Origin of the sequence: Rhodococcoides trifolii, assembly GCF_014635345.1 — a bacterium.
In the GTDB taxonomy this organism is placed as follows: Bacteria; Actinomycetota; Actinomycetes; order Mycobacteriales; family Mycobacteriaceae; genus Rhodococcoides; species Rhodococcoides trifolii.
Map to the genome: position 1 here is coordinate 357,002 of NZ_BMCU01000005.1, position 22,231 is coordinate 379,232.

The following is a 22,231-nucleotide window of genomic DNA, read 5'->3' on the forward strand; positions in this document are numbered from 1 at the left end:
GCTTCACAAGCGTGTTCCGACGGCGAAGTTCACGAGGTGAGTCGCCCTCCCCCATCGACATGCAGGGTGACGCCTGTGACAAAGGTGTTCGTCAGCAAAGACATTGCAGCGGAGGCAATATCGGACGGCTGACCGACTCTGCGAGCGGGATTGGTGCGTGCCGTGTCCGCGAACAGAGCGTCCTTCCCGGCTCCCATCGAGTCCCAGGCCCCCGAATCGACGATACCCGGCGAGAGGGCATTGACGCGGGTGGGCGCAAGTTCCACCGCGAGCGCCTCGGCCAGGAACGCCACCGCTCCGTTCGTCGTCGCCATGACCGACAGGCCGGGTGCGGGTTTCCACGCAGCGACACCGGAGAAGAACAGGAACGAACCGCCGTCGCGCACCTGCGGCGAGAAGTGCTTGGCCAGCAGAATCGGGCCGATCACTTTCGCGTCGAACGCATTTCGTACGGCGCTGGCGTCCAGTGCCGTGATCGGACCGTTCGCGTGGTCGGCTGCGAGACTGACGATGTGGTCGACCGGCCCGATGGTTGCCGCTGCCCGCGCGATGGACGACTCGTCCCCGAGGTCGATCGTCACCGCACTTGCTCCCGAACCCAGCTCCGCAACTGCAGCATCGAGGGAATCGCGGTGTCGCCCGGCGAGAACGACCTCGCCCCCGCCATCGATCACAGCCGACGCGATGGACCGACCGATGCCCGACGCTCCGCTGATCAGAAGTACTCGCATCATGATCCTTTCGTTGTGTGCGTTCCCATTCAGTGAAGCAAGTAAGCACCCATCGAACAATCGATAGTTTTTCTTGCTTTTATCGAAAAAGTCGATACCTCAGCGCTCGCCGGGTCGGTGTCCCGAGAGTTGGTCCGGCCGGCACGCTTCCCCGACCCTTTGCGTTATCTGCATCTGATGTGCAATATTCGCTAAAGGTCGATGCACGTCGACCTCGACGACGAGGGGGCATCATGATCACAGTTACCAGCGCCGCAGGTGGAGTGGGGCGTCTGCTCGTTCGACGATTGGCGAAACAGGACGTTCCCGTTCGAGCAGTCGTGAAGAACGACGCCCAGGCGGCCACCACGCGCCAGGACGGGGCGACCGAGGTTGTCGTCGGCGATCTGCGGTCCGAGCGGACACTCGATTCGGCCCTGACGGGGGCAGATGTCCTCTACCACGCGGCCCCCACTCAGGTGATCGACGAGCGGCCCATCATCGAGTACCTGATCGCTGCGGTGCCGTCGAAAGGTCTGCAGCACATCGTGTTTCACTCTGTGATCCACCCCGACCTGCATGAGCTGACGCATCATCACCAGAAGGACGTCGCCGAGGCCCTGCTGCGCGAGAGCGGAATTCCCACCACAGTCCTCAGACCGTCGCACTACATGCAGAACTACCTGGAAGTGTGGGAGTTCCTCCAGGCCGGCGTCATGCCCTACCCGGTCTCACCCGACAGCGTCATGGGTGTGGTCGATCTGGCCGACGTCGCCGAGGCGGCAGCGAACGTTCTCGCCGATCCGTCGCCGCACACCGGTCGCACCTACGACCTGTCCACCGTGGAACTCACACGCCACCAGATGGCCCAGATCTGGGCATCGGTGTTGGGGCATCCGGTGACCGCCATCCGAATTCCGCCGTCGTCGCTGACGAACACGTTGACGGTACTGCCCGCGCTCGCCTCCGTGGTCGGACATGCGCTGCAGTCGACGAAACTGAACGCGGTGGGCCACCTCGCGCGCGGCGCGCAGGCAGCGTCCAACCCCCGTGACATGAAGAACTGGCCGGCCGACGCACGCGAGGCCTACCGGGTAATGATGGCGCACTACGACATCCACGGCCTCCCCGCAGGAAACCTGGCGGATCTACCGTCCCTGCTGGGACACGCACCCACCTCGTACGGAAAGTTCGCGCGTCGATCGAGCACCGAGCGCGGGCGCACACCGGCGGACGCATCCCGATGAGCCGCCGGACACCGCGGTTCTCGCCGGGCCGCGCGCTCGTCACTGGCGCCAGTTCAGGAATCGGCGCGGAATTCGCTCGTGCGCTGGCTGCCCGCGGTGTTGACCTCGTGCTCGTCGCACGACGTGAAGACCGCTTGAGAAGCCTCGCACGCGAGCTCGAGGGAGCTCACGGTATCGAATGCCGCACGGTGCCGTGGGACCTGTCCGAGGAAGCAAGCGGCAGGAAGATGCGCGAGCTGGTTCCCGAGCGAATCGATCTGGTCGTCAACAACGCCGGATTCGCGGTGCAGGGACCGTTCGCAGACGGCAACGCCGACGACTTCGAGCGTCTCATCGCCGTCGACATCCGCGCGGTCGTGGACATCTGCTCGGCTTTCCTCCCGGACATGATCGCCCGCAAGAGCGGAACCATCGTCAACGTCGCCAGCACCACCGCGTTCCAGCCCGTACCCACCCTCGCGGTGTACGCAGCCGCCAAAGCCTTCGTCCTCAGCTTCTCCCAGTCACTGTGGTACGAATCAGCACGGAACGGCGTCACGGTCTTCGCGCTCAACCCGGGACCGACCCGCACCGAATTCTTCGACGTCATCGGAGACACCGCGACAGCCACCGGCACCTACCAGACCCCGACCGAGGTAGTTGCCAGCGCGATGCGTGCCCTCGACGCCAGAACCTCACGCCCACATGTGATCTCGGGCCGACGCAACGCCGTGCAGGCAACGCTGGCCGGGCTCGTCCCTCCGCGGTTGCTCTTGCCCGCCCTCGCGCGAATACTGCACTGATCCCGAAGTCACCCGGGAATGTACTGTCGCGCCTATGGCCAGGGTCTCGAAGTTCACGCTCGCCGATCGACGAGACGCGGTGACGCGGGCCTTCGGCGGCACGGAAAGCCCCGCCGCCGTGGCGAAGTCCCTGGGAATCCACGCGGCCACTCTCTATCGCTGGGCAGAGTCGTCGACGACGGATGACCCGGGTCCGGCGCCGGCCCGACTCGTCGACGCCACTCAGAAACTGTTGCGGCACTCCGATTATGCCGACATCACAATCGAAAGCGTTGCCGCCGAATGCGGCCTTGCGCCGAGGACGGCGTTCCATCACTTTCCGACCAAACGGGAGCTCTTTCAAGCCGCAGTCGACGACGCCGCCACAGTGCTGATCGACCGTATTCATCAGACGTCGGTCAACGCCGCCTGGCCCGACAACCCGATCGAGCAGCTGCAGTTGTTCCTCCGCATCGCCGCAGAGAGCATCTACGACACCCCGTGCACCCATGTCCTGTTCCGCAATCTCGGTGTACCCAAATCGGAGGGAACGGCCGAGCGGTGGCACGACAACTTCGTCGACGCGATCGAGCAACTACTCAGCGCCGCACGTGAATCCGGACAAATCGATGCCGACATAGATCTCTCTCACGCGGCGCAAGTGCTCACCGGCGCCATGCGCGGAATCCACATGGCGGTCTTCGAGGGGTCTGGTGCCGACACCGCACTGCAACTAGTCGACCGCGTTCACCTGCTGATTCCGGGTCGGTAGCTCACGTGGCCTCGGCAGCAAGTCGACCGAGGGTGTCCATCAACTGATCCTTGGTGACGAGCGGGATCCTGAGGTGCGCAAGCAGTTTCTTGTCCGTCACGTGAGACCAGTCGTAGGTGTGCCGAACCAACGTCTCGTTGGGACCCTGAGATTCCAACTCCCACAACCACTCGTATCCCGGAGGCTCGGCACCGGCCGGCGCGGTCTTCCAGGCAAGTAGCTTGTCCTTGGCGTACCCGGAGACGTGATTGTCGGTCTTGTACTCGCCCGCCTTGTCGTCGCCCTGCATGTTCATGTTCATCGTGAACACGTCACCGACTTTCTGGATGCGGTCGGCGTGATCGACACCGCGTATGAAACCGGAACCATCCAGCTTCAGGTGCCGCTGAGGATTGGAGAGGACGTCGAAAACTGCGTCCACAGGCGCCTCGATGATGCGTTCGACCGTGACCTTCGTGGTGTCGCTCATCCCCCTACACTGCCCCGTCTCGGGCGATGCGGCAACGACTCCTTGCCGGTGACGTCGAATGAGGTGGCACTGTGGCGTACGAGGACACCACCGATCGATCGAAGTTCCGAAAGAGGTACCCCTATGACCACATTCTCGAATGTCACCGTTCTCGGCGCAGGAGTGCTGGGAGCACAGATTGCGTTCCAGATCGCCAATCATGGTGTCGCCGTGAATTCGTACGATGTCGACGACGACGCGATCGCCGCGGCACGTGGCCGACTCACGAGCCTGGTCGAGCAATACACAGGCGACGTCGGCGAAGCTCACCGTGCGGCTGCTCAGACAGCCGCCGGGAGAATTTCCTTCTTCACCGATCTCGCTGCAGCCGTGGCCGACGCCGATCTCGTGATCGAAGCCGTCCCCGAAAACTTGGAGCTCAAGCGGGATATCTACGCCCGCCTCGCCGTCGCAGCCCCGCCCCACACGGTCTTCGCAACCAACTCGTCCACCCTGCTGCCCAGTCAGATCATGGATTCGACGGGGCGCCCCGACCGTTTCCTCGCACTGCACTTCGCCAACCACATCTGGCGGCAGAACACTGCGGAGATCATGGGTACCGACCAGACGTCGCCCGAGGTTTTTCAACGCGTGGTTGCCTTCGCCGAGGACATCGGGATGGTTCCCATTCCGCTCCACAAGGAGCAGCCCGGGTACGTACTCAACTCTCTGCTAGTCCCGTTCTTGGCCGCGGGCGCAGGGCTCGTTCTGACGGGCGTCGCCGACCCCGAGACCGTCGACAAGACGTGGCGTATCGGAACCGGGGCACCGGCCGGACCGTTTCAAATCTTCGATGTGGTCGGCTTGCGCACTGCTCACGCCATTTCGGCGGCAAGTGACGATCCCGGTTCGCGCATGTGGGCCGACTACCTCGAGGCCAATTACATCAGCCAGGGCAAGCTCGGAGTCGAATCCGGGGAGGGTTTCTACAAGTACCGATGACGTCGACATGTGACGACTTGCTGCTGCTGAAGTACGTGTAACAGCCTGTCGCATGTACGTTGGACCTACGAACCCGTGGCACAGCAAGCCACCCTCGAGAGGACCTCCGATGACCGCCTTGTTCACGTGGCACCACGAGGTGAGTCGCCAGGCGCGCGTTCTGTCCCTCACGATCCGGCTGGCACTGAAGCCGACGCTGCGTTACTGGCCGCTGACCGACAACGGAATCAAAGCGATCTCGCATGTCGATCGCGTCGTTGACCGGGCTCCCGTTCCCAAGCGGGTCGACATCGATCCCGTTCTACTCGGTGGGGTGCCGTGCGAGAGAACGACCCACCCACGCACGGCCACCGGTTCACTCGCGGGCGCAACGGTCCTCTACTTCCACGGTGGCGGATTCGTGTTCTGCGGCTTGGCAACTCACCGCACCGCGTGCGCGATGATCGCCTCTCGCGCAGGGATACCGGTCTACTCGGTGGAATATCGGCAGATCCCGCACGGCGGAATCGGAACCTCCATCTTCGACGCCATGGCTGCGTACCGCGCAGCCCTGCAATCGGTTCCAGATCCCACGAAGATCATCGTCGCTGGAGATTCGGCCGGCGGATACCTCGCCATGAAGGTGGCCGAGCTCGCCGTGGCGGAGGGCATCACGCCTCCGGCCGCAGTGCTCGGTTTCTCGCCGCTTCTCAACCTCGATCTCCGGAACCATCCGCGCGAATTCATGCGCAAGGATGCTTATCTGCCCATGAAACAGGTTCTTGCACTGGAAGATCGGTGGCTCAGCGGTCCCGACTCGATACCGGGAGCGCCATCGCCCATCGAAGCCGACCCGTCCGTATTTCCGCCCGTCTTCCTCTCCACTGCAGAGTACGAACTGATGCGCCTTGACGTCGAAGAGATGACACGCAGGCTCGCCGCTGCAGGTAGGACGGTCGAGACACACATCTGGCGGGGGCAGGTGCACGCATTCCCGGTACTGGCCGGAGCTCTTCCGGAAGGAAGAAAACTGCTGCGGCTGGCAATCGACTTCGCCGAACGGAACCTCTGATGCGCGACGACCAGCGGACGGTCAGTCTCGGTGGCTCACCACGTTGACGACCGTCCCATCAGGAGCGCGAACGAAGAATCGGCGCGCTCCCCAGCATTCCGTCGTCAACGGGTACACGATCTCGTACCCGCGCCTCTGAGCCTCCACGTACACAACATCGACGTCGTCCCCGACGTGCACCGAGATCGTGGAATCGACAGGGGAGTCGCATCACCGGACACGAGTAGCAGAGCAGCGCCGCCGTCGGGCGTCTGGAGGTTTGTCACCCACCCCAAATCGAAACCCACCGTGTCGAATCCCAAATAGTCCGAGTAGAAATCGCGTGCGGCGGCAATGCCGGCGACCGCAATGTTGGCGGTTATTCCAGTTGTGCGCATACCGGACCACCCTTCACCTGTTCGCTGGACAGCGCCAGTTTCGGATCGAATCCTCCGCTGCCGATCGGGCGTGAGTCCGTCTTCTACGAGTTCGCCGAGGCGCTCGAGCCGACACCACTTGAGGTGATCGCGGGAGTGCCTGACGTGGGGTGCACTGCTGGTACACCTTTCGAAAGGGACTCCCTTCGCCGTCGCGCACGGTCTTCAATGGTTCTATGACAACCTCAGTGAAGGCGTACGCCGCCACCGCAGCCGACAAGCCCTTGTCCCCCAGCACCATCGAACGCCGTGACGTGGGACCCCATGATGTCCGTATCGACATCGCGTTCGCCGGAATCTGTCACTCCGACATCCACACCGCCCGGGGCGAGTGGGGCCAGATTCCCTACCCACTGGTCGTCGGTCACGAGATCGCAGGGACGGTCGCCGAGATCGGGTCCGACGTCATCAAGCATGCCGTCGGCGACCGCGTCGGAGTCGGCTGCATGGTCAACTCCTGCGGGGAATGTGCACAGTGCGTCAAGGGTCTCGAGCAGTACTGCCTCGTCGGTAACATTCAGACCTACGGCGGCACCGACCGCGACGGCACCACCACGCAGGGCGGCTACTCGCAGCAGGTCGTCGTGACCGAGCACTTCGTCGTCAAGGTCCCCGAGGGAATCGAGCTCGACGCCGCCGCGCCGCTGCTGTGCGCCGGCATCACCACCTACTCCCCGCTGCGCCATTGGGGCGCTGGACCCGGGAAGAAGGTTGCCGTGGTCGGCATGGGCGGACTGGGCCACATGGCCGTCAAGATCGCCCACGCCATGGGCGCAGAGGTCACCGTCCTGTCGCAGTCGCTGAAGAAGCAGGAGGACGGACTCCGTCTCGGGGCCGACCACTACTACGCGACCGGTGATCCCGACACGTTCACCACACTTGCCAACACCTTCGACCTGATCATCAACACCGTCAGCGCCTCGATCGACCTGAACGCACACCTGTCCTTGCTTGCCGTCGACGGCGCGATGGTCAACGTCGGTGCACCCGCCGAAGCGCTTCCACTGCAGGTCTTCTCACTGATCCCCAGCCGCAGGACCTTCGCAGGCTCAGCCATCGGATCGATCGGCGAAACGCAGGAGATGCTCGACTTCTGCGCCGAACACCACCTCGGAGCCGAGATCGAAGTCATTTCGGCTGACAAGATCAACGAAGCTTGGGAGCGGGTGCTCGCCTCCGACGTCCGCTACCGATTCGTCATCGACACCTCGACCCTTGCCTGACAAATCCTCGACCGCCGGCGCGAGCCTCGGCGCGGCGATCTATTCGCGCTCGAGTTGAAATCCGGTGTGTTCCGCCAGGGCGGTGCGCGAGGACAGAGGGGCACCGCCTGGCGACCGCCGCCAGGAGGATAGTGACCAACAATTTGCTGTCCGAATTCGAGACAGTTTTTCGCGATCCGGTGAGGTCCGCGCGGGCTAGGTCCACACGCCCGCTGCTTCACTCCGAACGAGAAACCCTCACAGTCACGTCGCCGTCCATGGAACCGACAGTCTGCGAGCCAGTTTCGTCCATCGTACCGAGAATGACGATTCCCGGGAATGCACTCTGATTGCCGTAGTAGAGGACGAAGTCGTTCCCCGGTGCGTAGTACCCGATGTCGCCCGGATTCGGGTCCGCGCTCTCGGGCGCTTCGTCGGTCGACAATTCGATGGGAAGCGGTCCGGTCTTCTCCACCGAACCGTGGTCGGACATATCCAGCGTCAGAGGAAGCTGAGCGAGAAGATCACGGCTGGACGCGCTGTCGTTCAACGTTCCAACGACGATTCGTTCACCCATCTGGATGTCGATTCGCATGGATTCTCCGTTCTCGACCTGCTGGTTCGTGGACCCTTCGTCGATTGCGCTTGTGGCACCTGCTGATCGAGTAGGCGGACCCGACGAAGCGTCGTTGGAACAGGCCGCCAACGCGAGCACGGACGACACCGCTATCGCGCCGGCAACTACTCGAGACTGCATGTTCGATCTATGGATCACCGGCCCTCGTACTGCGCGTCGGTGATGTGCTCCGCCCATGTCGTCGTCGTGGCAGGGTCCTCGCCGTTCTGCAGCATTGCGATGTGCTCCATGTACAGGCCGGGCGCCGCGGCATGCCAGTGCTCTTCGCCGGGAGGGGTGTACAAAGTCTGGCCGGGATGAACCTCGATGATGGTGCCGTCGCGACTTCCGAAGCGAGCGATTCCTTGTGTCACACGCAGATATTGGCCGTTTTCGTGGGAGTGCCATGCCGTGCGGGCACCGGGTGCGAATCGAACTGTCGCCACCACCATCGTTTGACCGTCCACGTGTGGCATCGCGATCGGGTCAAGCCATACGTCGCCGGCAAACTGCGCAGCGGGGTTCTTCGTCGTGGGAACGGGAGGTTCAATATTCATAGCGTTTCTCTTTCTGTCGACTGGAACTCGGCGGGCGAGGTCACCCCTCGCCGAAAACCTTCTTCGCGACGCCCATCGCCGCCATACCCTTCGGCCAACCCGCGTACAGAGTGACGTGCGTCAGCATCTCGATGAGTTCGGTTTGCGTCACACCGTTCTCGATCGCTCGGCCGAGGTGGAATTCGAGCTGCGCAGTATCACCACCGGCAGCCAGCACAGCCACGGTGACCAGGCTCCTGTCGCGGGCGGCGAGTTCGGGTCGGTTCCAGACGTCCGCGAAGAGGACACCATCGGTGAGTTCGGCGAGCTTCGGAGCGAAATCTCCGAACATCGAGCGTCCACCTCCGACTTGCCTTGGTTGATCGGTCACAGCAGCACTCCTTCGGTCGAATTGTTCGCGCGCACCGCGAACCACTCGGTTCAGTCAATCCCGAGCAGCGCCTGAGGGGGAGTCCCTGTCGAGAGGTGCACCAGCAGGGCACCTCTCGATGCTCCTTTCCAACGCGTTCATCGATGTCGCAGGGGTGCCCCGACAGGGAGTCGCTGGAGACTGCCGGCGGACCTAGGGTTGGGAGTATGGAAAATAAGGCAGAGGTGCGAGAGTTCCTCATGACCCGCCGAGCCAGGATCACCCCGGACCAGGCCGGCATCACGGGCGGAACCAACCGACGGGTCGCGGGACTGCGGCGCAGCGAGGTCGCTGCACTCGCCGGCCTGTCGGTCGAGTACTACGCGCGCATCGAGCGCGGCGCCATCGGCGGAGCATCGTCGTCCGTACTCGATGCACTCTCGCGCGCGCTGCAACTGGACGACACCGAGCACTCCCACTTGCTCGACCTCGCGCGAGCCGCAGACGGAGTTCCGACCTCCGGCCGGCCACGTCGAAAAGCCGCACGCCCCGCCGTTGCCCGAATCAGCTTGCAGTGGGCGCTCGACTCGATCACCGATGGAGTTGCGTTCGTCCGCAATCAACGCCAGGACATTCTGGCGACCAACGAACTCGGTAAGGCGTTCTACGCGCCGATCATCGGAGACGGTGGTCGAACCCCGAACCTAGCTCGATTCCAGTTCCTGGATCCGCTGTCCCGGGAGTTCTATCCCGATTGGGATACGTTCGCCGAGATGTGCGTGTCCATCATGCGCGCCGAAGCGGGTCGCGACCCGCACCACAAGGGACTTCAGGACCTCGTCGGCGAACTCTCCACGCGCGACGAAACATTCCGAAAGCTCTGGGGCGCACACAATGTCCGAACGCACGGCGCGGGCAAGAAGCGCTTCAACCACCCCGTTGTCGGCGAGGTCCACCTTGCCTACGAGGAGTTGATGATCACCGCTGACCCCGGTTCGATTCTGATGGTCTACACCGCGGAGCCAGGTTCACCGAGCGCCGAGCGTCTGCACTTGCTCGGCTCGTGGGCGGCCGAGCAGAGGCCGGCCGGGAGTGATGTGTGATCTGCACTCGACACCGTGCACACCGGAACGACGTTGCCGTTTCCCGCTTCTGACCAGGCGTTAGGCCGGCGGGACGGGAGCACAGACTGGAACACCAGCGTTGGTAATCGACGCGAAAAGCACAGCCGGTGTTCCACTTTGCACAGCCCGCAACCCAGCGCGGTCGAATGCCGACCTCGCTTCACAACGGTCCCGCTGCGACCACGCGCTCGGCGCTACCTCTCAGCGGGACCACCGGTGCTTACCCATGAACCGGCCGCGCTACCACTCCCCTCTTGCTGTGAAGTCTCGGCCGCGCAGACGACAAACCCTCGCGCCTGATAGTTGGCCAGCGCAGAGGGCCCGTCCAAAGTGCAGGTGTGCACCCACACGCGAGTCACCTCGGGCAGCGCGAACCGTTCGGCCAGTGACCAGGCGGCGGCTACTGCGTGCTCGAGCAGCGGACGGCCGAGGCCCTGACCGATCACGGCTTCCACCAAGCCGAAGTACCGAATTTCGACGTGCGAGCCGTCGGCGTTCTCCAGTGGCTGCAGATGGACGTAGCCCACAGGAACACCGCTCTTGTACAGAATGTGGAACTCGGTGCCGACCACGGACAGGTCGTCTTCCCATCGGCTACGGGGCCATTCCAGTCGGTCGGTCCAATGCCAAGGTCCGCCGACGAGACCGTACAAGAATCTTGCGTACTCGGGCGGAACGAACGGGGCACGATCGAGGCGGACGTCCGCAGGTAGATCGGTGGGCGCTTTCACTGGTGCACTGCTCATTTCGAGCGTGGTGGTAACGACTTCATCGTGCTGCCTCTCGGTAGATCGGCGACCGCCGAACAGTCGACCCGCGGGTGTCGGAGGCTTCATCGCTTCCGTCCTCGGTACCGTAACGGTCCCGGGACTGGCACCACTTGATGTCGATCTAGGGTTCCAACAATTCCTTGAGTCTGTTCAAGTCTTCGGCGACCAGGCCGAGGTCCCGATCGAACTCTTCGTCGCTGAGTTCGATCTGGCGGACCGTGAAGAGGATCTCGGAACCATTCGGGTGACTCAGCACCCGTACGGGATTGTTCACGGTGGTCCCCGACGGCAATGTCACGTCGTGATCGAGGACCCCAAGATCGTTGCGCGGCACGAAACTTACCGTCACACGTCCCATAGGTGATTCAGCGATCAGCCGATCGCCCTCGATGGAGACCGGGCTGTTCGCCAGACCCGCCGCCCATCTCGGCAAATTCGCGGGGTCAGCGGCGAACTCGTACACCTCCTCGGGTGAACGCCTTATCACTTGGCTGACATGCCGACTCGGCACAACGTATCCGTGATTCATAGAAGCGACCTTACGTAAGAGAGGACCGGTGATATCTGTGACGACCACCGCCGCACCGATGGTGTAGTCCGTCATGCCGACGCCTTTGGCGACATTCGACCCACGTCCGAATCATGTGCCGCGTCCTCAGCACACCTCCCCGTCACACCTGGTCGCGCGCGCCCCGCACGAGCAGGTAGATGAAGTAGACCCCGCCGATGCACATGGTCACCAGGCCGACTGGTATTGCACGATAGAACGATGCGGTGAGCAGGGCGGTGAAGTGAGCTGCCATGAGCAGCGCCCCGCCCATGAATGCCGCGGATGTCATCGATACCCCTGGACTCCTGATCAGGCGCTGCGCCAACTGAGGTGCAGCGAGCGCCACGAATCCGATCGGTCCCGGAAGGATTCAGGGTCCGACGCATGAACGCTCGAGGCCATCGGGATCAGCGTTGTTCTTGGAAGTGGTTGTCGAACAGGAGAATCAACTCCGCCCGCGCATCATCGAGTGGCGTGGTGGTCTTCGTCGCGCGACACTGCACGATTGCCCCCTCGATCGCACTGACCACGAATCCCGCGAGCGCCCCAGCCCGATCCAGCGGAAGGCCACCAGCAACGAAAGCGGTCGCGAAAGTGTTGCGCCACAGCCCGAAGACGTCAGCCGCGGCGCTCTGCACGGCTGGTTCGGACTCCGCCAGCGCCGCACCCATGACCGGACAACCCCGCGTGTAATCCGACGTGGTCAAGCGACGCTTCCAGTCGTCGACGATCAGACCGACGCCCTGCGTCGGTGTTGCCCCGTCCATCGCTGCGCAGAGGTCCACGTCCATCGCTGCACCCGCTTCCCGCACCGCGATCTCGACCAATTGGCTCTTGCCGGCGGGGAAATGTTGATAAAGAGAATTGCGCGACGATCTGCTGCGCGACAACAGATCAGCCAATCCCGTCGCGGACACGCCGCGCTCGCAGATCAGGCGAATTGCGGAGGAGATCATCCGCTCCCGTGGTCCTGTCGTCACTGGCCTTCACCTACTCCCATCCGTGAGAACCGACCTTGTGTGAACCGATCGGTCCATGCTACCAATTAGTACCGATGAACCGATCGGTTCACATCATCGGCGAGACGCTCGACAGAAGGGACATCTCACGTGTCGACATACGACGTCGTTGTCGTCGGCGGCGGCCTTGCGGGTATGACCGCGGCCGCTGCGCTGGCCGCGGCAGGCAAGAAAGTGGTCGTCCTCGAGCAGTATTCGGTGGTCGGCGGCAGCACTCACGTATTCCGGCGAAAAGGCCAGTGGGAGTGGCAGGTCGGTCTGCACCACCTCGGCAACTGCGGCCCCGACGGCGACATGCCCACGATGTTCCGCGGCCTCGGACTGGGTGAGCACATCACCTTCGAGCCGATGAACCGCGACGGTTACGAGCGATTCGTGTTCCCCGATCTCGAGTTCGAGGTGCCCACCGACTGGGACGAATACCGCATCCGGTTGACGGCACTCTTCCCTGCCGAACGTCGCGCGATCGAACGCTTCGTCAAAGTCACCCGGAAGATGGGTGGCGCCATCGACCGCGTCGCGTCGGCGGAGTCGCTGACAGGAATGGCGAAGACGGCGTGGAAGCTCGGACGCCACGCGCCGCTGGCGAGATCGTCGCTCACGGCCGTGATGGACCACTTCGGGCTGAGCCCACGCCTTCAGGTTCTGCTGTCGATGTCGCCGTCGGGGAGTATGAACTGCCCGCCACACCGACTACCGTTTCTCGCCTTTGCCTCGTTCCTCACGGAATTCGTCGGTGGTGGTGCCTGGTTCCCCCACGGCGGCGGACAAGTGTTCGCCTCGAACCTGCTCAGGGTCATCGAGCAGTACGGCGGCGAGGTGGTCACCCGCGCCTTCGTCGAGGAGATCATCGTCGACCGCGGCCGAGCCGCCGGCGTACGACTGGCCGGAGGAGCGACGTGCCGCGCCGAGACCGTGATCTCGACGGCCGACATCAAGAAGACGTACAACGTCCTTCTCCCCGCGGGCGCAGTCGACGCCTCGAACATGAAGCGCGTCGACGACTTTCGGATGTCTGCACCGTTCTTCAACGCTTACCTCGGAGCTGATGTCGACCTGGCCGCGACCAGGACGAATCAGGACAGTTTCTCGGTGCCCTCCTGGACCTCGCTGTCCGACATCGAGAAGGGGCAGCGCTTTCGGCCCGGCGACACCGCGCAGAGCTGGCTGGACCGAATCTGCCCCGTCCTGCCTGCCTACATCCACTGCTCCGACATCAAGGATCCGACGGCGAAGAGATACGCACCCGACGGCTGCAGCTCACTCGAGTCGATGTTTCCCATCGTGATGGACCACCGGCTCTGGGGCGCAGCGGATGTCGATCAACGCGATCACGACTACGCGAGGAGCACGACGTACACCACCATGAAGACCACCCTCACCGATCTGATGGTGGCGCGCACGCAGACCGCACTCCCCGAACTCGACGGCCACATCGTCCACCGCGAAGCGGCGACACCACTCACCCAGGAGCGGTACACCCAGTCGACTGAGGGAGCGTCCTACGGCATCGAGTTCAACATGAAGCAGACCGGTGTGTCCCGGCCCGGGCCGAGAACCCCCGTTCCCGGATTGTTCCTGGCGGGAGCGAGCTGCCGAACCGGACCTGCCACCGAGGGAGTACTTCTTTCCGGAATCGTGACGGCTGGAACGATACTCGGCCGAAATCTGGTCGCCGAGTTCCGCGACGGCCGACCTCTGGTCCCCGCAGGCACCCTCGCCGCCGTACCCAGCGAATGGGACTCGCTCTCGGCCGCACGAGCCGGTCGACAGAGCAGGCCACGACTGCAGAACGTGACCCCGACGGTGTGACCGTGCCAATCGCGTCACTCGGCCATTTCACCAACTTTTCAGCACCCTTTAGGCCACTCCGACTACGACCGGGCGAATTCGGCGAGCGGACGCGGCCAGCGGGGCGCTTGTGAAGGTAAACCCACGCTGAACGCGGGAAATCCTTCACAAGCGGATAGAAGTCGCCTGCACCGCATCTCGTGGAGCATCCGCACTGCTCTCTCAGTCGCACCTTCCACCAACGGGTCTCGAGACCGGGCTGGTAAAGAACGAACTCATAGCGCCGATTGAAACTGGTAGCGCGGATAGAAATTTCGAGCCTCGTTTTGGGGTCGGACCGAAGACCGCTCGCCTACAAGGCTATGCAGACCCGTCCGTGCGACGTGGGTCGGATTCTGTCAATCGCTGTCGGATTTGAGGGTGACGACGGGGCAGGGTGCGTCGAGCATGACGCGTTGGACTTGGCTGCCGAGCAGCAACTTCATCGTGGCCGATCTGCGGCGCATTCCGATGACGACGAGGTCGGCGTGCTCTTGTTCGGCGAGGTCGAGCATCTGGGCGGCGGCGTCGGGCCCCGCGGGGTGGATGGTGTGGGCGGTGTTCGTTGCTGCGAGTTCGGTGGTGAGCGCGTCGGCGAGGGTCGGTGATCCGTAGTTGGGGCTGGCGGGTGAGTCGGCGCCGCTGGTGAGGGCGATGTGCAGGTGCACCTTGTCGTGTGACCCGGCCAGTTGGGGGCCGTGGGTGAGGATCCAGTCGAGTGCGCGCCGACTTTCCGGGCGTTCGTTGTAGGCGGTGACGATGTTCATGGCGGTCCTTAGGCGGGGTAGGCGACGACGGCGGCGCCGACGACGAGCATGACGATGCAGACGAGGGAGGCGCGCCAGAGTGCTTTGCGAAGGTGCACGCCCAGTTCGACTTTCGCGAGTCCGATGAGGAGGAGGAACGACGCGACGAGTGGGCTCGAGGTGTGCAGGGGTTGGCCGACGATGGAGGCGCGGGCCATTTCTTCGGCCGTGATTCCGTAGTGCGACGCGGTCTCGGTGAGGACGGGGAGCACGCCGAAGAAGAAGGCGTCGTTGCTCATCAGAAAGGTGAGCGGGATGCTCAGGGCGCCGGCGACGATGGCGAGGTGAGGTCCGAATGCGTCGGGGATGACGCCCACGAGCCACTGTGACATCGCTTCGACCATGCCGGTTCCGGACAGGACGCCGGTCAGGACCGAGGCGGCGAAGACGAGGGCAACGACGGAGACCACGGAACTGGCGTGCGCTTTGATCTGTTCGGCTTGCTCGGCGACGCGGGGGAAGTTCAGCACGAGAGCTATCCCGACCGCAGCGAGGAACGTGACCGGAGGTTCGACGATGTCGAGCACGAGCAGCGTCATGACGGCCAGTGTCAGAGCGAGGTTGATCCACACCAGCTTTGGGCGTGCCTTGGGTCGGTGAAGGTGTGCCGCCGCGTCTTCGGGCAGTTCGCCGAAGTCGCTCACATCGGTGTCGGTACGCGGGAGAGCCGCGTCGGGTCCGTCCGAGCTGTCCGCGGGGGGCGGGGTGGGTCGATCACCGTGTGCGGTGTCGGCGGATGTGGACCCGACGCTGCCGCTGGACACTCTCTCCCGCACCACTGTTCGTGCCGGAGCGTCGAGGGTCAGGGTACCGACACGCTTACGTTCGGCGCGGCCGAGGAAGTACGCGAGGACGAGTACGGCGATCAGGCCGGCGGCGATTGCGGGAATCATCGGGACGAAGATGTCGATCGGTGAGACGCCGAGGGCTGCGGATGCTCGGGCGGTGGATCCGCCCCACGGCACTGTGTTGAGGACACCGTTGGCGGTGGCGGCGACGACGGTAAGGATCACCGGGCTCATCCGCAGTTTGAGATAGATCGGCAGGAACGCCGAAGTCACGATGATGAATGTGGTGGATCCGTCGCCGTCGAGGGACACGATCGAGGTCAGCAGTGCGGTGCCGACGACCAGGCGCATCGGGTCGTTCTTGACGAACTTGAGAATGAGCCGGATCAGCGGATCGAACAGGCCGACGTCGATCATGATGCCGAAGAACGTGATGGCGAAGAACAGCAGCGCGGCGGTCGGGGCCAGCTTGAGCAACGCCTCCATGATCATGTCGCTGAGGCCGAGCCCGGCGCCGGCGAACAGGCCGAACACGGTCGGCACGAGGATCAGCGCTGCGACCGGGGTGATGCGCTTGCTCATGATCAGGTACATGAAGCACGCGATCATGGAAAAACCGAGTATGACGAGCATCGCTGCCCTTTCGCTTGGTGGTGTACGTCACTGTATACCATAAGGGACGCAGTGATGAGTGCCGCTTTGTTCGTTAAGCTGTACTCATGGCGGGAGATTCGAAGAGCGATCGGGTATATGCGCAGCTCAAGGCCGAGATCATGTCGGGTCAGATCGCTCCGGGCGCGTCGCTGAGCGCGATCGCGATCGGCGATCGCCTCGAGGCGTCCCGGACTCCGGTTCGGCAGGCGTTCGTGCGCCTCGAAGCCGAGGGCCTCCTCACGCTTGTCGACCGTCAGGGTGCGCGGGTGGCGCCGATCTCGATCCAGGGTGTACGTGATCTGTTCGAGCTCCGCACGCTGCTGGAGTCGACTGCCACACGCATGGTCGCCGAGGCAGCGAAATCCGATGCGAGCGTGCAGGATCCGTTCCGTCGCATCCTCACCGAGCTGGACACGATGAAGGACGAGCCGCCCTCGCAAGACAGGTGGGAGCGCTTCTACGACCTGGCCGAGCAGTTCGACCGGGCGATCGTGGACCACACCCGCAATGCCCATCTGTCCCGCTCGATCGCCGAATTACGCCCGCACAGTGCACGGTTGCGGTCGATCGCCCATTCCACGCCGGACCGCCTGGAGACTTCACTCGCGGAGCATCAGCAGATGTGCGCGGCGATCATCGCCGGCGACGCGGATGCGGCCGAGAAAGCGTCGGCGTCGCATCTGGCCGCGACGGAGCGCACCATTCTCGATGCGGTGTTCGACCCGTCCCGAGCCGGGCGCGGGCCGCGGATCGACCTCGTGACCGCATAGATCGTCGTGTGCCGGTTCCGTTCCCGTTCACTGATAAACGTGGTGACGGCCGGCGGAACACCCGGTGAGCGTTCCGTCGACCGTGCGGTTGATCACGTGAGGTTGGTGCCGTGTTCCTCGTCGATGCGGGTGGTGACTCCGGTGGCGATCACGGTGCGGGTGGCGTCGACGGAGGCGTAGGTCCAGAAGATGTGCAGCTCGTCCGTCTCGGAGGTGTTGTGGAAGAAGTGCGCGATGCCGGCCGGGATGAACGAGTTGTCTCCCACCGTCACCGGGTATTGCGTGCCGTCGATGTGGGCGACCGCGCTTCCCTTGATGATCAGGACCGATTCGTCGCAGTTGTGGATGTGCTCGGGGATCGCCGAACCCGGCGCAAACATGGTGATGCCGTTGAGGAAGTCCTTGGCACCGACCTGCTGAGAGACCAGCGGGACGGTGCGGGCGCCTCCCCCGCGTTGGCGGGGTGTGATCTCGGCGGTGTGCAGCACGACGGCGGGTCGGCCGTCGTCGCTGCTGGTGGGGGTGATCGTGCGGCCGGTGTCTGCGGTGACGCTCATGTTCTTTTCCTGTCCAATTCTGTTGTCGATGAGGGCTATTCGGAGATGGGTGCGGCGCCGACGGGTTCGCTCATGGCCCACCAGGTGCGGACGTTGACGAATTCGCGGATACCAGCGGAGGCAAGTTCGCGGCCGTAGCCGGAACGTTTGGTGCCGCCGAAGGGCATGCGCGCGTCGGAGGCGACGAGGGAGTTGACGAAGCATGCTCCCGACGTGATGCGTTTGCCGATCGAGACGGCTTTGTCGACGTCGGCGGACCAGATGCTGGCCCCGAGTCCGAAGCGGGTGTCGTTGGCGACGGTGACCGCCTCGTCCGCGTCGGCAACGGTGATGATGGTCGCGACCGGACCGAATGCTTCCTCGTGGTAGGCGTCCATACCGGGGAGCACGTCGCCGAGAACGGTAGGGGCGTAGAAGAATCCGGCTCGGTCCAACACCCGACCGCCCGCGAGCAACGTGGCGCCGGCGTCGACGGAGGACTGCACCTGCGCGGCGACACCGTCGCGTAGATCTGCGCGCGCCAGGGGGCCGACATCGGTGGCGTCGTCCTCGGGATCGCCGACGACCATTGCGTCGACAGCATCGACGACCAGCCGCGTGAACTCCTGTGCCACAGCGGCTTCGACGATGAACCGTTTCGGTGAAATGCACGACTGGCCTGCGTTGAGGAACCTACCCTTGGCGGCCAGGTGCGCCACCCGCGGCAGATCGGCGTCGGCGAGGACGACGAACGGGTCCGATCCACCGAGCTCGAGAACGGACTTCTTGATCTCGCGGCCGGCGATGGATCCGACGGCGGATCCGGCTCGTTCGCTGCCGGTGATCGTGACCGCGCCGACGCGGGGATCGGCGATCAGGCGCTCGGTGACCGCCGGAACGTCGGATTCGGCGACGAGCAGCGTCGTGAACAACCCCGACGGCAGCCCGGCAGCTTCGAGAATGGCCTGCGCCTCGAGCGCTGCGCCGGTGGTGTTCGGAGAATGCTTGAGCAGCGCGGCATTACCGGCCATCAAGGCCGGCGCGGCGAACCGGAACACCTGCCACAACGGGAAGTTCCACGGCATGATTGCCAGGACGATCCCGACGGGTTCGTAGGACACCCAGCTCGCATCCGCAGATGTCGCGTACTGCTCGTCGGCGAGGAACGCCGCGGCGTTCTCTGCGTAGTACTCGAGGCCGACCGCGCACTTCTCGACTTCGGCTCGGGCTTCGCGAAGCGGCTTGCCCATCTCCCGCGTCACCAGCAGCGCAAGGTCGTCTGCGCGGGCGCGCAACTCGGCGGCGCCGGAGTGCAGGACTTTCGACCTGTCGTCGAACGAGGTTGCTGCCCAGTCCAGTTGGGCCCGGGCGGCGACGTCGAGAGCGGAGTCGATGTCGGTGTCCGACATCGCGGGATACGTGGCGAGGTCGAGTCCGGTCGCGGGGTTGACGGTGGTGATCGAATTGGGCATGCGGTGTTCTCCTGGCAATCGTGTTGTGGTGGAGCGGGTCACGCGGACACGGAGTCGATCACTGTGGTGACCGCGGTTCCGAAGGTGTTGCGCTGCGAGCCGGGAACGAGCACGTCGGCTGCGGCGGCTCGCCAAGCGGTGAAGTGATCGGAGGCCTTGTGCGCGTCGAACGCCGCGCGATCGGTGTAGCGCTCGTAGAAGAAGAAGCGGTTCGGCTCCGACTCGTCTTCGAACACGTCGAACTGGAAGCACCCCGGCTCTTCGCGGACCGACGCCGCGGCGTTGAGCGTGATCGCGGTCAGGAACTGTTCTCGCTTGTCGGCACGGACGTTCACCGATACCAGCAGATTCAACATGGGTGGGCTCCTTCGGTTACCCCAGCGTATGTCACATGGTATACCTTAACGTATCGAATAGTGAAGGAGTCCACATCACCATGACCGACGTGACCCGCATCAAGCCCGACGTGCTCGTCGAGTTCGCAACCGCGGCGCTGCAGACCTACGACGTACCCGAAGCCGACGCCCGTCTGGTCGCGGACAGCCTGGTGCAGGCAGATCTCTGGGGCCACCAATCGCACGGAATGCTCCGCCTGCCCTGGTACATCGCCCGGTTGCGGACCGGCGCGATGACCGCGGTGACAGCTCCGGAGACGATCTCGGACGCCGGTGCACTGCAAATCATCGACGGCCGCAACGGAATCGGACAGGTACTCACCGAACTCGCCCGCACGACCGCGATCGAGCGAGCCCGCACGTTCGGCATCGGGATGGTCGGGGTCCGTAACTCCAACCACTTCGGCACAGCGATGTACTACACCCGCCGCGCGGCCCTCGACGGATGCGCGTCGATCCTGACCACCAACGCCAGCCCTGCCATGGCACCGTGGGGCGGACGAGAAAAGAGGCTCGGCACCAACCCGTGGTCGATCGGCGCGCCCGCGCCCACACCCGGCGGCGCCGTCGTGGTCGACATCGCCAACACCGCCGTCGCTCGCGGCAAGATCTACCTCGCCCGCAACCGTAACCAGGACATCCCGGACACGTGGGCCATGGACACCGACGGCCGGATCACCACCGACGCCTCGGACGCCATCGACGGCGTCATCCTGCCGATGGCGGGCCACAAGGGGTACGCCATCACCTTCATGATGGACATCCTCTCCGGCGCCCTGACAGGCAGCCGCACCGGAACCGGAGTGAAAGGCCCGTACGTCGCCGACCAACCCAGCGGCGCCGGCCACATGTTCATCGCCATCGACGTCCGCAGCGCCGACCCGTCGGATCAGTTCCTCGGCGCGGTACAGGGACTCATCGACGAAGTGCACTCCACCCCACTCGCGCAGGGAAACGACCGGATCTACTACCCCGGCGAAGTCGAAGACGTTGCCGCAGAACGCAACCTGGCGGACGGCGGAGTGATCCTTGCCGACCGAACCCTCGACGACCTCAATACGCTGGCATCGGAGTCCGGAACCACGCTTCCCTTCTGAGCCCGCAACCAGCCTGCCCGTCCCCGAGTCGGAAAGGTGGATTTCTGTGAATTATGGGTGGCTGCAAACGCGTTGAGCACCATAGCTCCCACGAGGTGCTTGATTCTAAGTGTGCAAGTACGAAGCACCGTTGGCATCGAGAATGGCTCCCGAGGACCATATTGCTTCAGGAGATGCCAGCCACACAATGGCGGCGGCTACTTCTTCGGGTGTGCCGACGCGCCCGAAAGGACTCTGCTCACGGATGCTTGGTCCGGCGTCGCCGGCTAGTTTGTCGGCCTGGCGGGCAGATGCGATAAACCCTGGAGCTACGGACGTCACGGAAATTTCGTAGGGGGCGAGTGCAACGGCCAATGATTGGCCTAGTGCATGCAACCCTGCCTTGCTTGCGGCGTAGGCCGGATAGTCGGGTTCGCCACGGAAAGCGCCGCGGGAGCCCACATTGACTATCGCTCCGGGGGCCGCGCGTTTTATGAGGTGATCGGCAACGCAGAAGGTCAGTTCGGCTGCTCCCAACAAGTTCACGTCCACCATCCGTCGAAAAGTGGAAGTCCACAGCTCTTGGCTCACTTCACCGATGCGGTGACGGTTCGCAGCGCTAGGTGCGCTTCCAGCGTTGTTGACGAGCACGTCGACTTGCCCGTGCCCGGTCACCACTGTGTGCACCATCGCTTCGGCTGTACCGGGAACGCTCAAATCGCCTTGCACCAGCGAGTGCCCGTCGCCGGACAGGCTTGCGAGGACTTCTTCCGCTGCTGACATGTTGCTCGAATAGTGGACTGCGACGTGATCACCACCCGCGGCGAATCGGCGTGCTGCAGCCGCTCCTATCCCCGTGGAGGCGCCGGTGATCAGGATTGTTCTCATGCGGCGAACACCTGCGATTCATCCGAGAATGATTTGAACTCGAGTGAGTTGCCAACCGGGTCCTTGAAGAACATGGTCCACTGCTCGGCGGACGTTCCCGGGAATCGCAGGTACGGCTCGACCACGAACTCGATGCCGGCGGCGCGAAGGCGCTGTGCGAGTTCATTGAATTCATCGAGACCCAATAGCAGTCCGAAGTGCGGAATCGGCACATCGTGATTGTCGACTTCGCTCGTTCCGGCGGGCGTCGACCCGGAGGGCACGACGTGGGTGACGAGTTGATGTCCGTAAAAGTCCCAATCGATCCAGTGATCGCTTTTACGGCCCTCGGACAGTCCGAGCACGTTTCCGTAGAAGGTGCGGGCGACAGAGAGGTCGTTCACGGGGATCGCGAGATGAAAAGCAGGACGCATGGGTGGATT

The 22,231-nt window shown here is 63.8% G+C and carries 26 protein-coding genes and 1 pseudogene; 10 read left to right on the plus strand and 17 right to left on the minus strand.

The features are described 5' to 3' along the window. Nucleotides 1–29: 29 nt before the first annotated feature. On the minus strand, nt 30–734 hold the full coding sequence (locus IEW02_RS21555) for an SDR family oxidoreductase (protein WP_188546948.1): 705 nt from the start codon (nt 732–734) through the stop codon (nt 30–32). Between the two features lie 230 nt (nt 735–964). Between IEW02_RS21555 and IEW02_RS21560 the strand changes: the two genes are divergently transcribed. Genes IEW02_RS21560 through IEW02_RS21570 form a run of 3 tightly spaced genes read left to right on the plus strand, consistent with a single transcriptional unit; the run spans nt 965 to nt 3,490 of the window. Next, nucleotides 965–1,957, plus strand: coding sequence for an SDR family oxidoreductase (locus tag IEW02_RS21560; RefSeq protein WP_188546949.1), 993 nt, complete (start codon nt 965–967; stop codon nt 1,955–1,957). Beyond that, nucleotides 1,954–2,739, plus strand: coding sequence for an SDR family NAD(P)-dependent oxidoreductase (locus IEW02_RS21565; RefSeq protein ID WP_188546950.1), 786 nt, complete (start codon nt 1,954–1,956; stop codon nt 2,737–2,739). Before IEW02_RS21560 ends, IEW02_RS21565 begins: the two co-directional genes overlap by 4 nt. Nucleotides 2,740–2,773: 34 nt before the next feature. Next, the gene (locus tag IEW02_RS21570) at nt 2,774–3,490 is read left to right on the plus strand and encodes a TetR family transcriptional regulator (RefSeq protein WP_188546951.1); all 717 of its coding nucleotides are present in this window, start codon (nt 2,774–2,776) and stop codon (nt 3,488–3,490) included. Nucleotide 3,491: 1 nt separating this feature from the next. Here the strand turns inward: IEW02_RS21570 and IEW02_RS21575 are convergent, their stop codons facing one another. Further along, complete coding sequence (locus tag IEW02_RS21575) at nt 3,492–3,959, minus strand: SRPBCC family protein (protein ID WP_188546952.1); 468 nt, start codon at nt 3,957–3,959, stop codon at nt 3,492–3,494. 123 nt (nt 3,960–4,082) lie between these two features. On the opposite strand from IEW02_RS21575, the gene IEW02_RS21580 reads away from it, so the two are divergent. Both IEW02_RS21580 and IEW02_RS21585 read left to right on the plus strand, forming a co-directional pair. Beyond that, nucleotides 4,083–4,940 carry a 3-hydroxyacyl-CoA dehydrogenase gene (locus tag IEW02_RS21580; RefSeq protein WP_188546953.1) on the plus strand — a complete coding sequence of 286 codons (858 nt, stop codon included), beginning with the start codon at nt 4,083–4,085 and terminating at the stop codon, nt 4,938–4,940. A 109-nt stretch (nt 4,941–5,049) separates the two neighbouring features. Next, nucleotides 5,050–5,991, plus strand: coding sequence for an alpha/beta hydrolase (locus IEW02_RS21585; RefSeq protein ID WP_188546954.1), 942 nt, complete (start codon nt 5,050–5,052; stop codon nt 5,989–5,991). 21 nt (nt 5,992–6,012) lie between these two features. On the opposite strand, the pseudogene IEW02_RS25230 reads toward IEW02_RS21585, so the two are convergent. Continuing rightward, nucleotides 6,013–6,368: pseudogene (locus IEW02_RS25230) on the minus strand (VOC family protein). 215 nt (nt 6,369–6,583) lie between these two features. Here IEW02_RS25230 and IEW02_RS21590 point away from each other — a divergent pair. After that, complete coding sequence (locus tag IEW02_RS21590; protein WP_188546955.1) at nt 6,584–7,630, plus strand: NAD(P)-dependent alcohol dehydrogenase; 1,047 nt, start codon at nt 6,584–6,586, stop codon at nt 7,628–7,630. Between the two features lie 217 nt (nt 7,631–7,847). Here the strand turns inward: IEW02_RS21590 and IEW02_RS21595 are convergent, their stop codons facing one another. The 3 genes from IEW02_RS21595 to IEW02_RS21605 are packed head-to-tail and all read right to left on the minus strand — an operon-like array spanning nt 7,848 to nt 9,152. Continuing rightward, nucleotides 7,848–8,366, minus strand: a complete 519-nt coding sequence (locus IEW02_RS21595; RefSeq protein ID WP_229746214.1) for a cyclophilin-like fold protein — start codon at nt 8,364–8,366, stop codon at nt 7,848–7,850. Between the two features lie 14 nt (nt 8,367–8,380). After that, nucleotides 8,381–8,782: a cupin domain-containing protein gene (locus IEW02_RS21600; RefSeq protein ID WP_188546956.1), complete on the minus strand. Its 402-nt coding sequence runs from the start codon at nt 8,780–8,782 to the stop codon at nt 8,381–8,383. A gap of 40 nt (nt 8,783–8,822) precedes the next feature. Next, complete coding sequence (locus IEW02_RS21605) at nt 8,823–9,152, minus strand: carboxymuconolactone decarboxylase family protein (RefSeq protein WP_188546957.1); 330 nt, start codon at nt 9,150–9,152, stop codon at nt 8,823–8,825. 206 nt (nt 9,153–9,358) lie between these two features. On the opposite strand from IEW02_RS21605, the gene IEW02_RS21610 reads away from it, so the two are divergent. After that, nucleotides 9,359–10,234, plus strand: a complete 876-nt coding sequence (locus IEW02_RS21610) for a helix-turn-helix transcriptional regulator (protein WP_188546958.1) — start codon at nt 9,359–9,361, stop codon at nt 10,232–10,234. Between the two features lie 215 nt (nt 10,235–10,449). On the opposite strand, the gene IEW02_RS21615 is transcribed toward IEW02_RS21610, so the two are convergent. From IEW02_RS21615 to IEW02_RS21630, 4 genes are all read right to left on the minus strand, one after another. Further along, nucleotides 10,450–11,001, minus strand: coding sequence for a GNAT family N-acetyltransferase (locus IEW02_RS21615; RefSeq protein WP_188546959.1), 552 nt, complete (start codon nt 10,999–11,001; stop codon nt 10,450–10,452). Nucleotides 11,002–11,146: 145 nt separating this feature from the next. After that, nucleotides 11,147–11,554 carry an SRPBCC family protein gene (locus tag IEW02_RS21620; RefSeq protein ID WP_371829988.1) on the minus strand — a complete coding sequence of 136 codons (408 nt, stop codon included), beginning with the start codon at nt 11,552–11,554 and terminating at the stop codon, nt 11,147–11,149. A 142-nt stretch (nt 11,555–11,696) separates the two neighbouring features. Next, the gene (locus tag IEW02_RS21625) at nt 11,697–11,945 is read right to left on the minus strand and encodes an iron chelate uptake ABC transporter family permease subunit (protein WP_188547029.1); all 249 of its coding nucleotides are present in this window, start codon (nt 11,943–11,945) and stop codon (nt 11,697–11,699) included. 37 nt (nt 11,946–11,982) lie between these two features. Continuing rightward, nucleotides 11,983–12,555, minus strand: a complete 573-nt coding sequence (locus tag IEW02_RS21630; protein WP_188546960.1) for a TetR/AcrR family transcriptional regulator — start codon at nt 12,553–12,555, stop codon at nt 11,983–11,985. A 129-nt stretch (nt 12,556–12,684) separates the two neighbouring features. On the opposite strand from IEW02_RS21630, the gene IEW02_RS21635 reads away from it, so the two are divergent. Then, nucleotides 12,685–14,406 carry a phytoene desaturase family protein gene (locus IEW02_RS21635; RefSeq protein WP_188546961.1) on the plus strand — a complete coding sequence of 574 codons (1,722 nt, stop codon included), beginning with the start codon at nt 12,685–12,687 and terminating at the stop codon, nt 14,404–14,406. A 377-nt stretch (nt 14,407–14,783) separates the two neighbouring features. On the opposite strand, the gene IEW02_RS21640 is transcribed toward IEW02_RS21635, so the two are convergent. Both IEW02_RS21640 and IEW02_RS21645 read right to left on the minus strand, forming a co-directional pair. Then, a complete protein-coding gene (locus tag IEW02_RS21640) occupies nt 14,784–15,191 on the minus strand; it encodes a universal stress protein (RefSeq protein WP_188546962.1) in 408 nt (135 codons plus the stop codon). 8 nt (nt 15,192–15,199) lie between these two features. Continuing rightward, nucleotides 15,200–16,651 (minus strand): CitMHS family transporter, encoded by a 1,452-nt coding sequence (locus IEW02_RS21645; protein ID WP_188546963.1) that lies wholly within the window; start codon nt 16,649–16,651, stop codon nt 15,200–15,202. Nucleotides 16,652–16,737: 86 nt separating this feature from the next. On the opposite strand from IEW02_RS21645, the gene IEW02_RS21650 reads away from it, so the two are divergent. Beyond that, entirely contained in the window at nt 16,738–17,442 is a 705-nt protein-coding gene (locus IEW02_RS21650; RefSeq protein ID WP_188546964.1) for a GntR family transcriptional regulator, read from the plus strand. 92 nt (nt 17,443–17,534) lie between these two features. On the opposite strand, the gene IEW02_RS21655 is transcribed toward IEW02_RS21650, so the two are convergent. From IEW02_RS21655 to IEW02_RS21665, 3 genes are read right to left on the minus strand one after another with little or no spacing between them, the layout of a single operon-like run. Next, the gene (locus IEW02_RS21655) at nt 17,535–17,999 is read right to left on the minus strand and encodes a cupin domain-containing protein (protein ID WP_188546965.1); all 465 of its coding nucleotides are present in this window, start codon (nt 17,997–17,999) and stop codon (nt 17,535–17,537) included. Nucleotides 18,000–18,034: 35 nt separating this feature from the next. Next, nucleotides 18,035–19,450, minus strand: a complete 1,416-nt coding sequence (locus IEW02_RS21660) for an NAD-dependent succinate-semialdehyde dehydrogenase (protein WP_188546966.1) — start codon at nt 19,448–19,450, stop codon at nt 18,035–18,037. Nucleotides 19,451–19,488: 38 nt separating this feature from the next. Continuing rightward, nucleotides 19,489–19,806, minus strand: a complete 318-nt coding sequence (locus IEW02_RS21665) for a putative quinol monooxygenase (protein WP_188546967.1) — start codon at nt 19,804–19,806, stop codon at nt 19,489–19,491. 80 nt (nt 19,807–19,886) lie between these two features. On the opposite strand from IEW02_RS21665, the gene IEW02_RS21670 reads away from it, so the two are divergent. Beyond that, nucleotides 19,887–20,942 (plus strand): Ldh family oxidoreductase, encoded by a 1,056-nt coding sequence (locus tag IEW02_RS21670; RefSeq protein WP_188546968.1) that lies wholly within the window; start codon nt 19,887–19,889, stop codon nt 20,940–20,942. A 105-nt stretch (nt 20,943–21,047) separates the two neighbouring features. On the opposite strand, the gene IEW02_RS21675 is transcribed toward IEW02_RS21670, so the two are convergent. Further along, nucleotides 21,048–21,809, minus strand: coding sequence for an SDR family NAD(P)-dependent oxidoreductase (locus IEW02_RS21675; RefSeq protein WP_188546969.1), 762 nt, complete (start codon nt 21,807–21,809; stop codon nt 21,048–21,050). After that, nucleotides 21,806–22,222, minus strand: coding sequence for a VOC family protein (locus IEW02_RS21680; protein WP_188546970.1), 417 nt, complete (start codon nt 22,220–22,222; stop codon nt 21,806–21,808). The genes IEW02_RS21675 and IEW02_RS21680 overlap by 4 nt, the downstream gene beginning before the upstream one ends. Nucleotides 22,223–22,231 lie beyond the last annotated feature (9 nt).

Coding starts and splice junctions, on each gene's coding strand:
- IEW02_RS21555 (WP_188546948.1), bottom strand. CDS start 734: ATGATGCGAGTACTTCTGATCAGCGGAGCGTCGGGCATCGGTCGGTCC.
- IEW02_RS21560 (WP_188546949.1), top strand. CDS start 965: ATGATCACAGTTACCAGCGCCGCAGGTGGAGTGGGGCGTCTGCTCGTT.
- IEW02_RS21565 (WP_188546950.1), top strand. CDS start 1,954: ATGAGCCGCCGGACACCGCGGTTCTCGCCGGGCCGCGCGCTCGTCACT.
- IEW02_RS21570 (WP_188546951.1), top strand. CDS start 2,774: ATGGCCAGGGTCTCGAAGTTCACGCTCGCCGATCGACGAGACGCGGTG.
- IEW02_RS21575 (WP_188546952.1), bottom strand. CDS start 3,959: ATGAGCGACACCACGAAGGTCACGGTCGAACGCATCATCGAGGCGCCT.
- IEW02_RS21580 (WP_188546953.1), top strand. CDS start 4,083: ATGACCACATTCTCGAATGTCACCGTTCTCGGCGCAGGAGTGCTGGGA.
- IEW02_RS21585 (WP_188546954.1), top strand. CDS start 5,050: ATGACCGCCTTGTTCACGTGGCACCACGAGGTGAGTCGCCAGGCGCGC.
- IEW02_RS21590 (WP_188546955.1), top strand. CDS start 6,584: ATGACAACCTCAGTGAAGGCGTACGCCGCCACCGCAGCCGACAAGCCC.
- IEW02_RS21595 (WP_229746214.1), bottom strand. CDS start 8,366: ATGCAGTCTCGAGTAGTTGCCGGCGCGATAGCGGTGTCGTCCGTGCTC.
- IEW02_RS21600 (WP_188546956.1), bottom strand. CDS start 8,782: ATGAATATTGAACCTCCCGTTCCCACGACGAAGAACCCCGCTGCGCAG.
- IEW02_RS21610 (WP_188546958.1), top strand. CDS start 9,359: ATGGAAAATAAGGCAGAGGTGCGAGAGTTCCTCATGACCCGCCGAGCC.
- IEW02_RS21615 (WP_188546959.1), bottom strand. CDS start 11,001: ATGAGCAGTGCACCAGTGAAAGCGCCCACCGATCTACCTGCGGACGTC.
- IEW02_RS21620 (WP_371829988.1), bottom strand. CDS start 11,554: ATGAATCACGGATACGTTGTGCCGAGTCGGCATGTCAGCCAAGTGATA.
- IEW02_RS21640 (WP_188546962.1), bottom strand. CDS start 15,191: ATGAACATCGTCACCGCCTACAACGAACGCCCGGAAAGTCGGCGCGCA.
- IEW02_RS21645 (WP_188546963.1), bottom strand. CDS start 16,651: ATGCTCGTCATACTCGGTTTTTCCATGATCGCGTGCTTCATGTACCTG.
- IEW02_RS21650 (WP_188546964.1), top strand. CDS start 16,738: ATGGCGGGAGATTCGAAGAGCGATCGGGTATATGCGCAGCTCAAGGCC.
- IEW02_RS21655 (WP_188546965.1), bottom strand. CDS start 17,999: ATGAGCGTCACCGCAGACACCGGCCGCACGATCACCCCCACCAGCAGC.
- IEW02_RS21660 (WP_188546966.1), bottom strand. CDS start 19,450: ATGCCCAATTCGATCACCACCGTCAACCCCGCGACCGGACTCGACCTC.
- IEW02_RS21665 (WP_188546967.1), bottom strand. CDS start 19,806: ATGTTGAATCTGCTGGTATCGGTGAACGTCCGTGCCGACAAGCGAGAA.
- IEW02_RS21670 (WP_188546968.1), top strand. CDS start 19,887: ATGACCGACGTGACCCGCATCAAGCCCGACGTGCTCGTCGAGTTCGCA.
- IEW02_RS21675 (WP_188546969.1), bottom strand. CDS start 21,809: ATGAGAACAATCCTGATCACCGGCGCCTCCACGGGGATAGGAGCGGCT.
- IEW02_RS21680 (WP_188546970.1), bottom strand. CDS start 22,222: ATGCGTCCTGCTTTTCATCTCGCGATCCCCGTGAACGACCTCTCTGTC.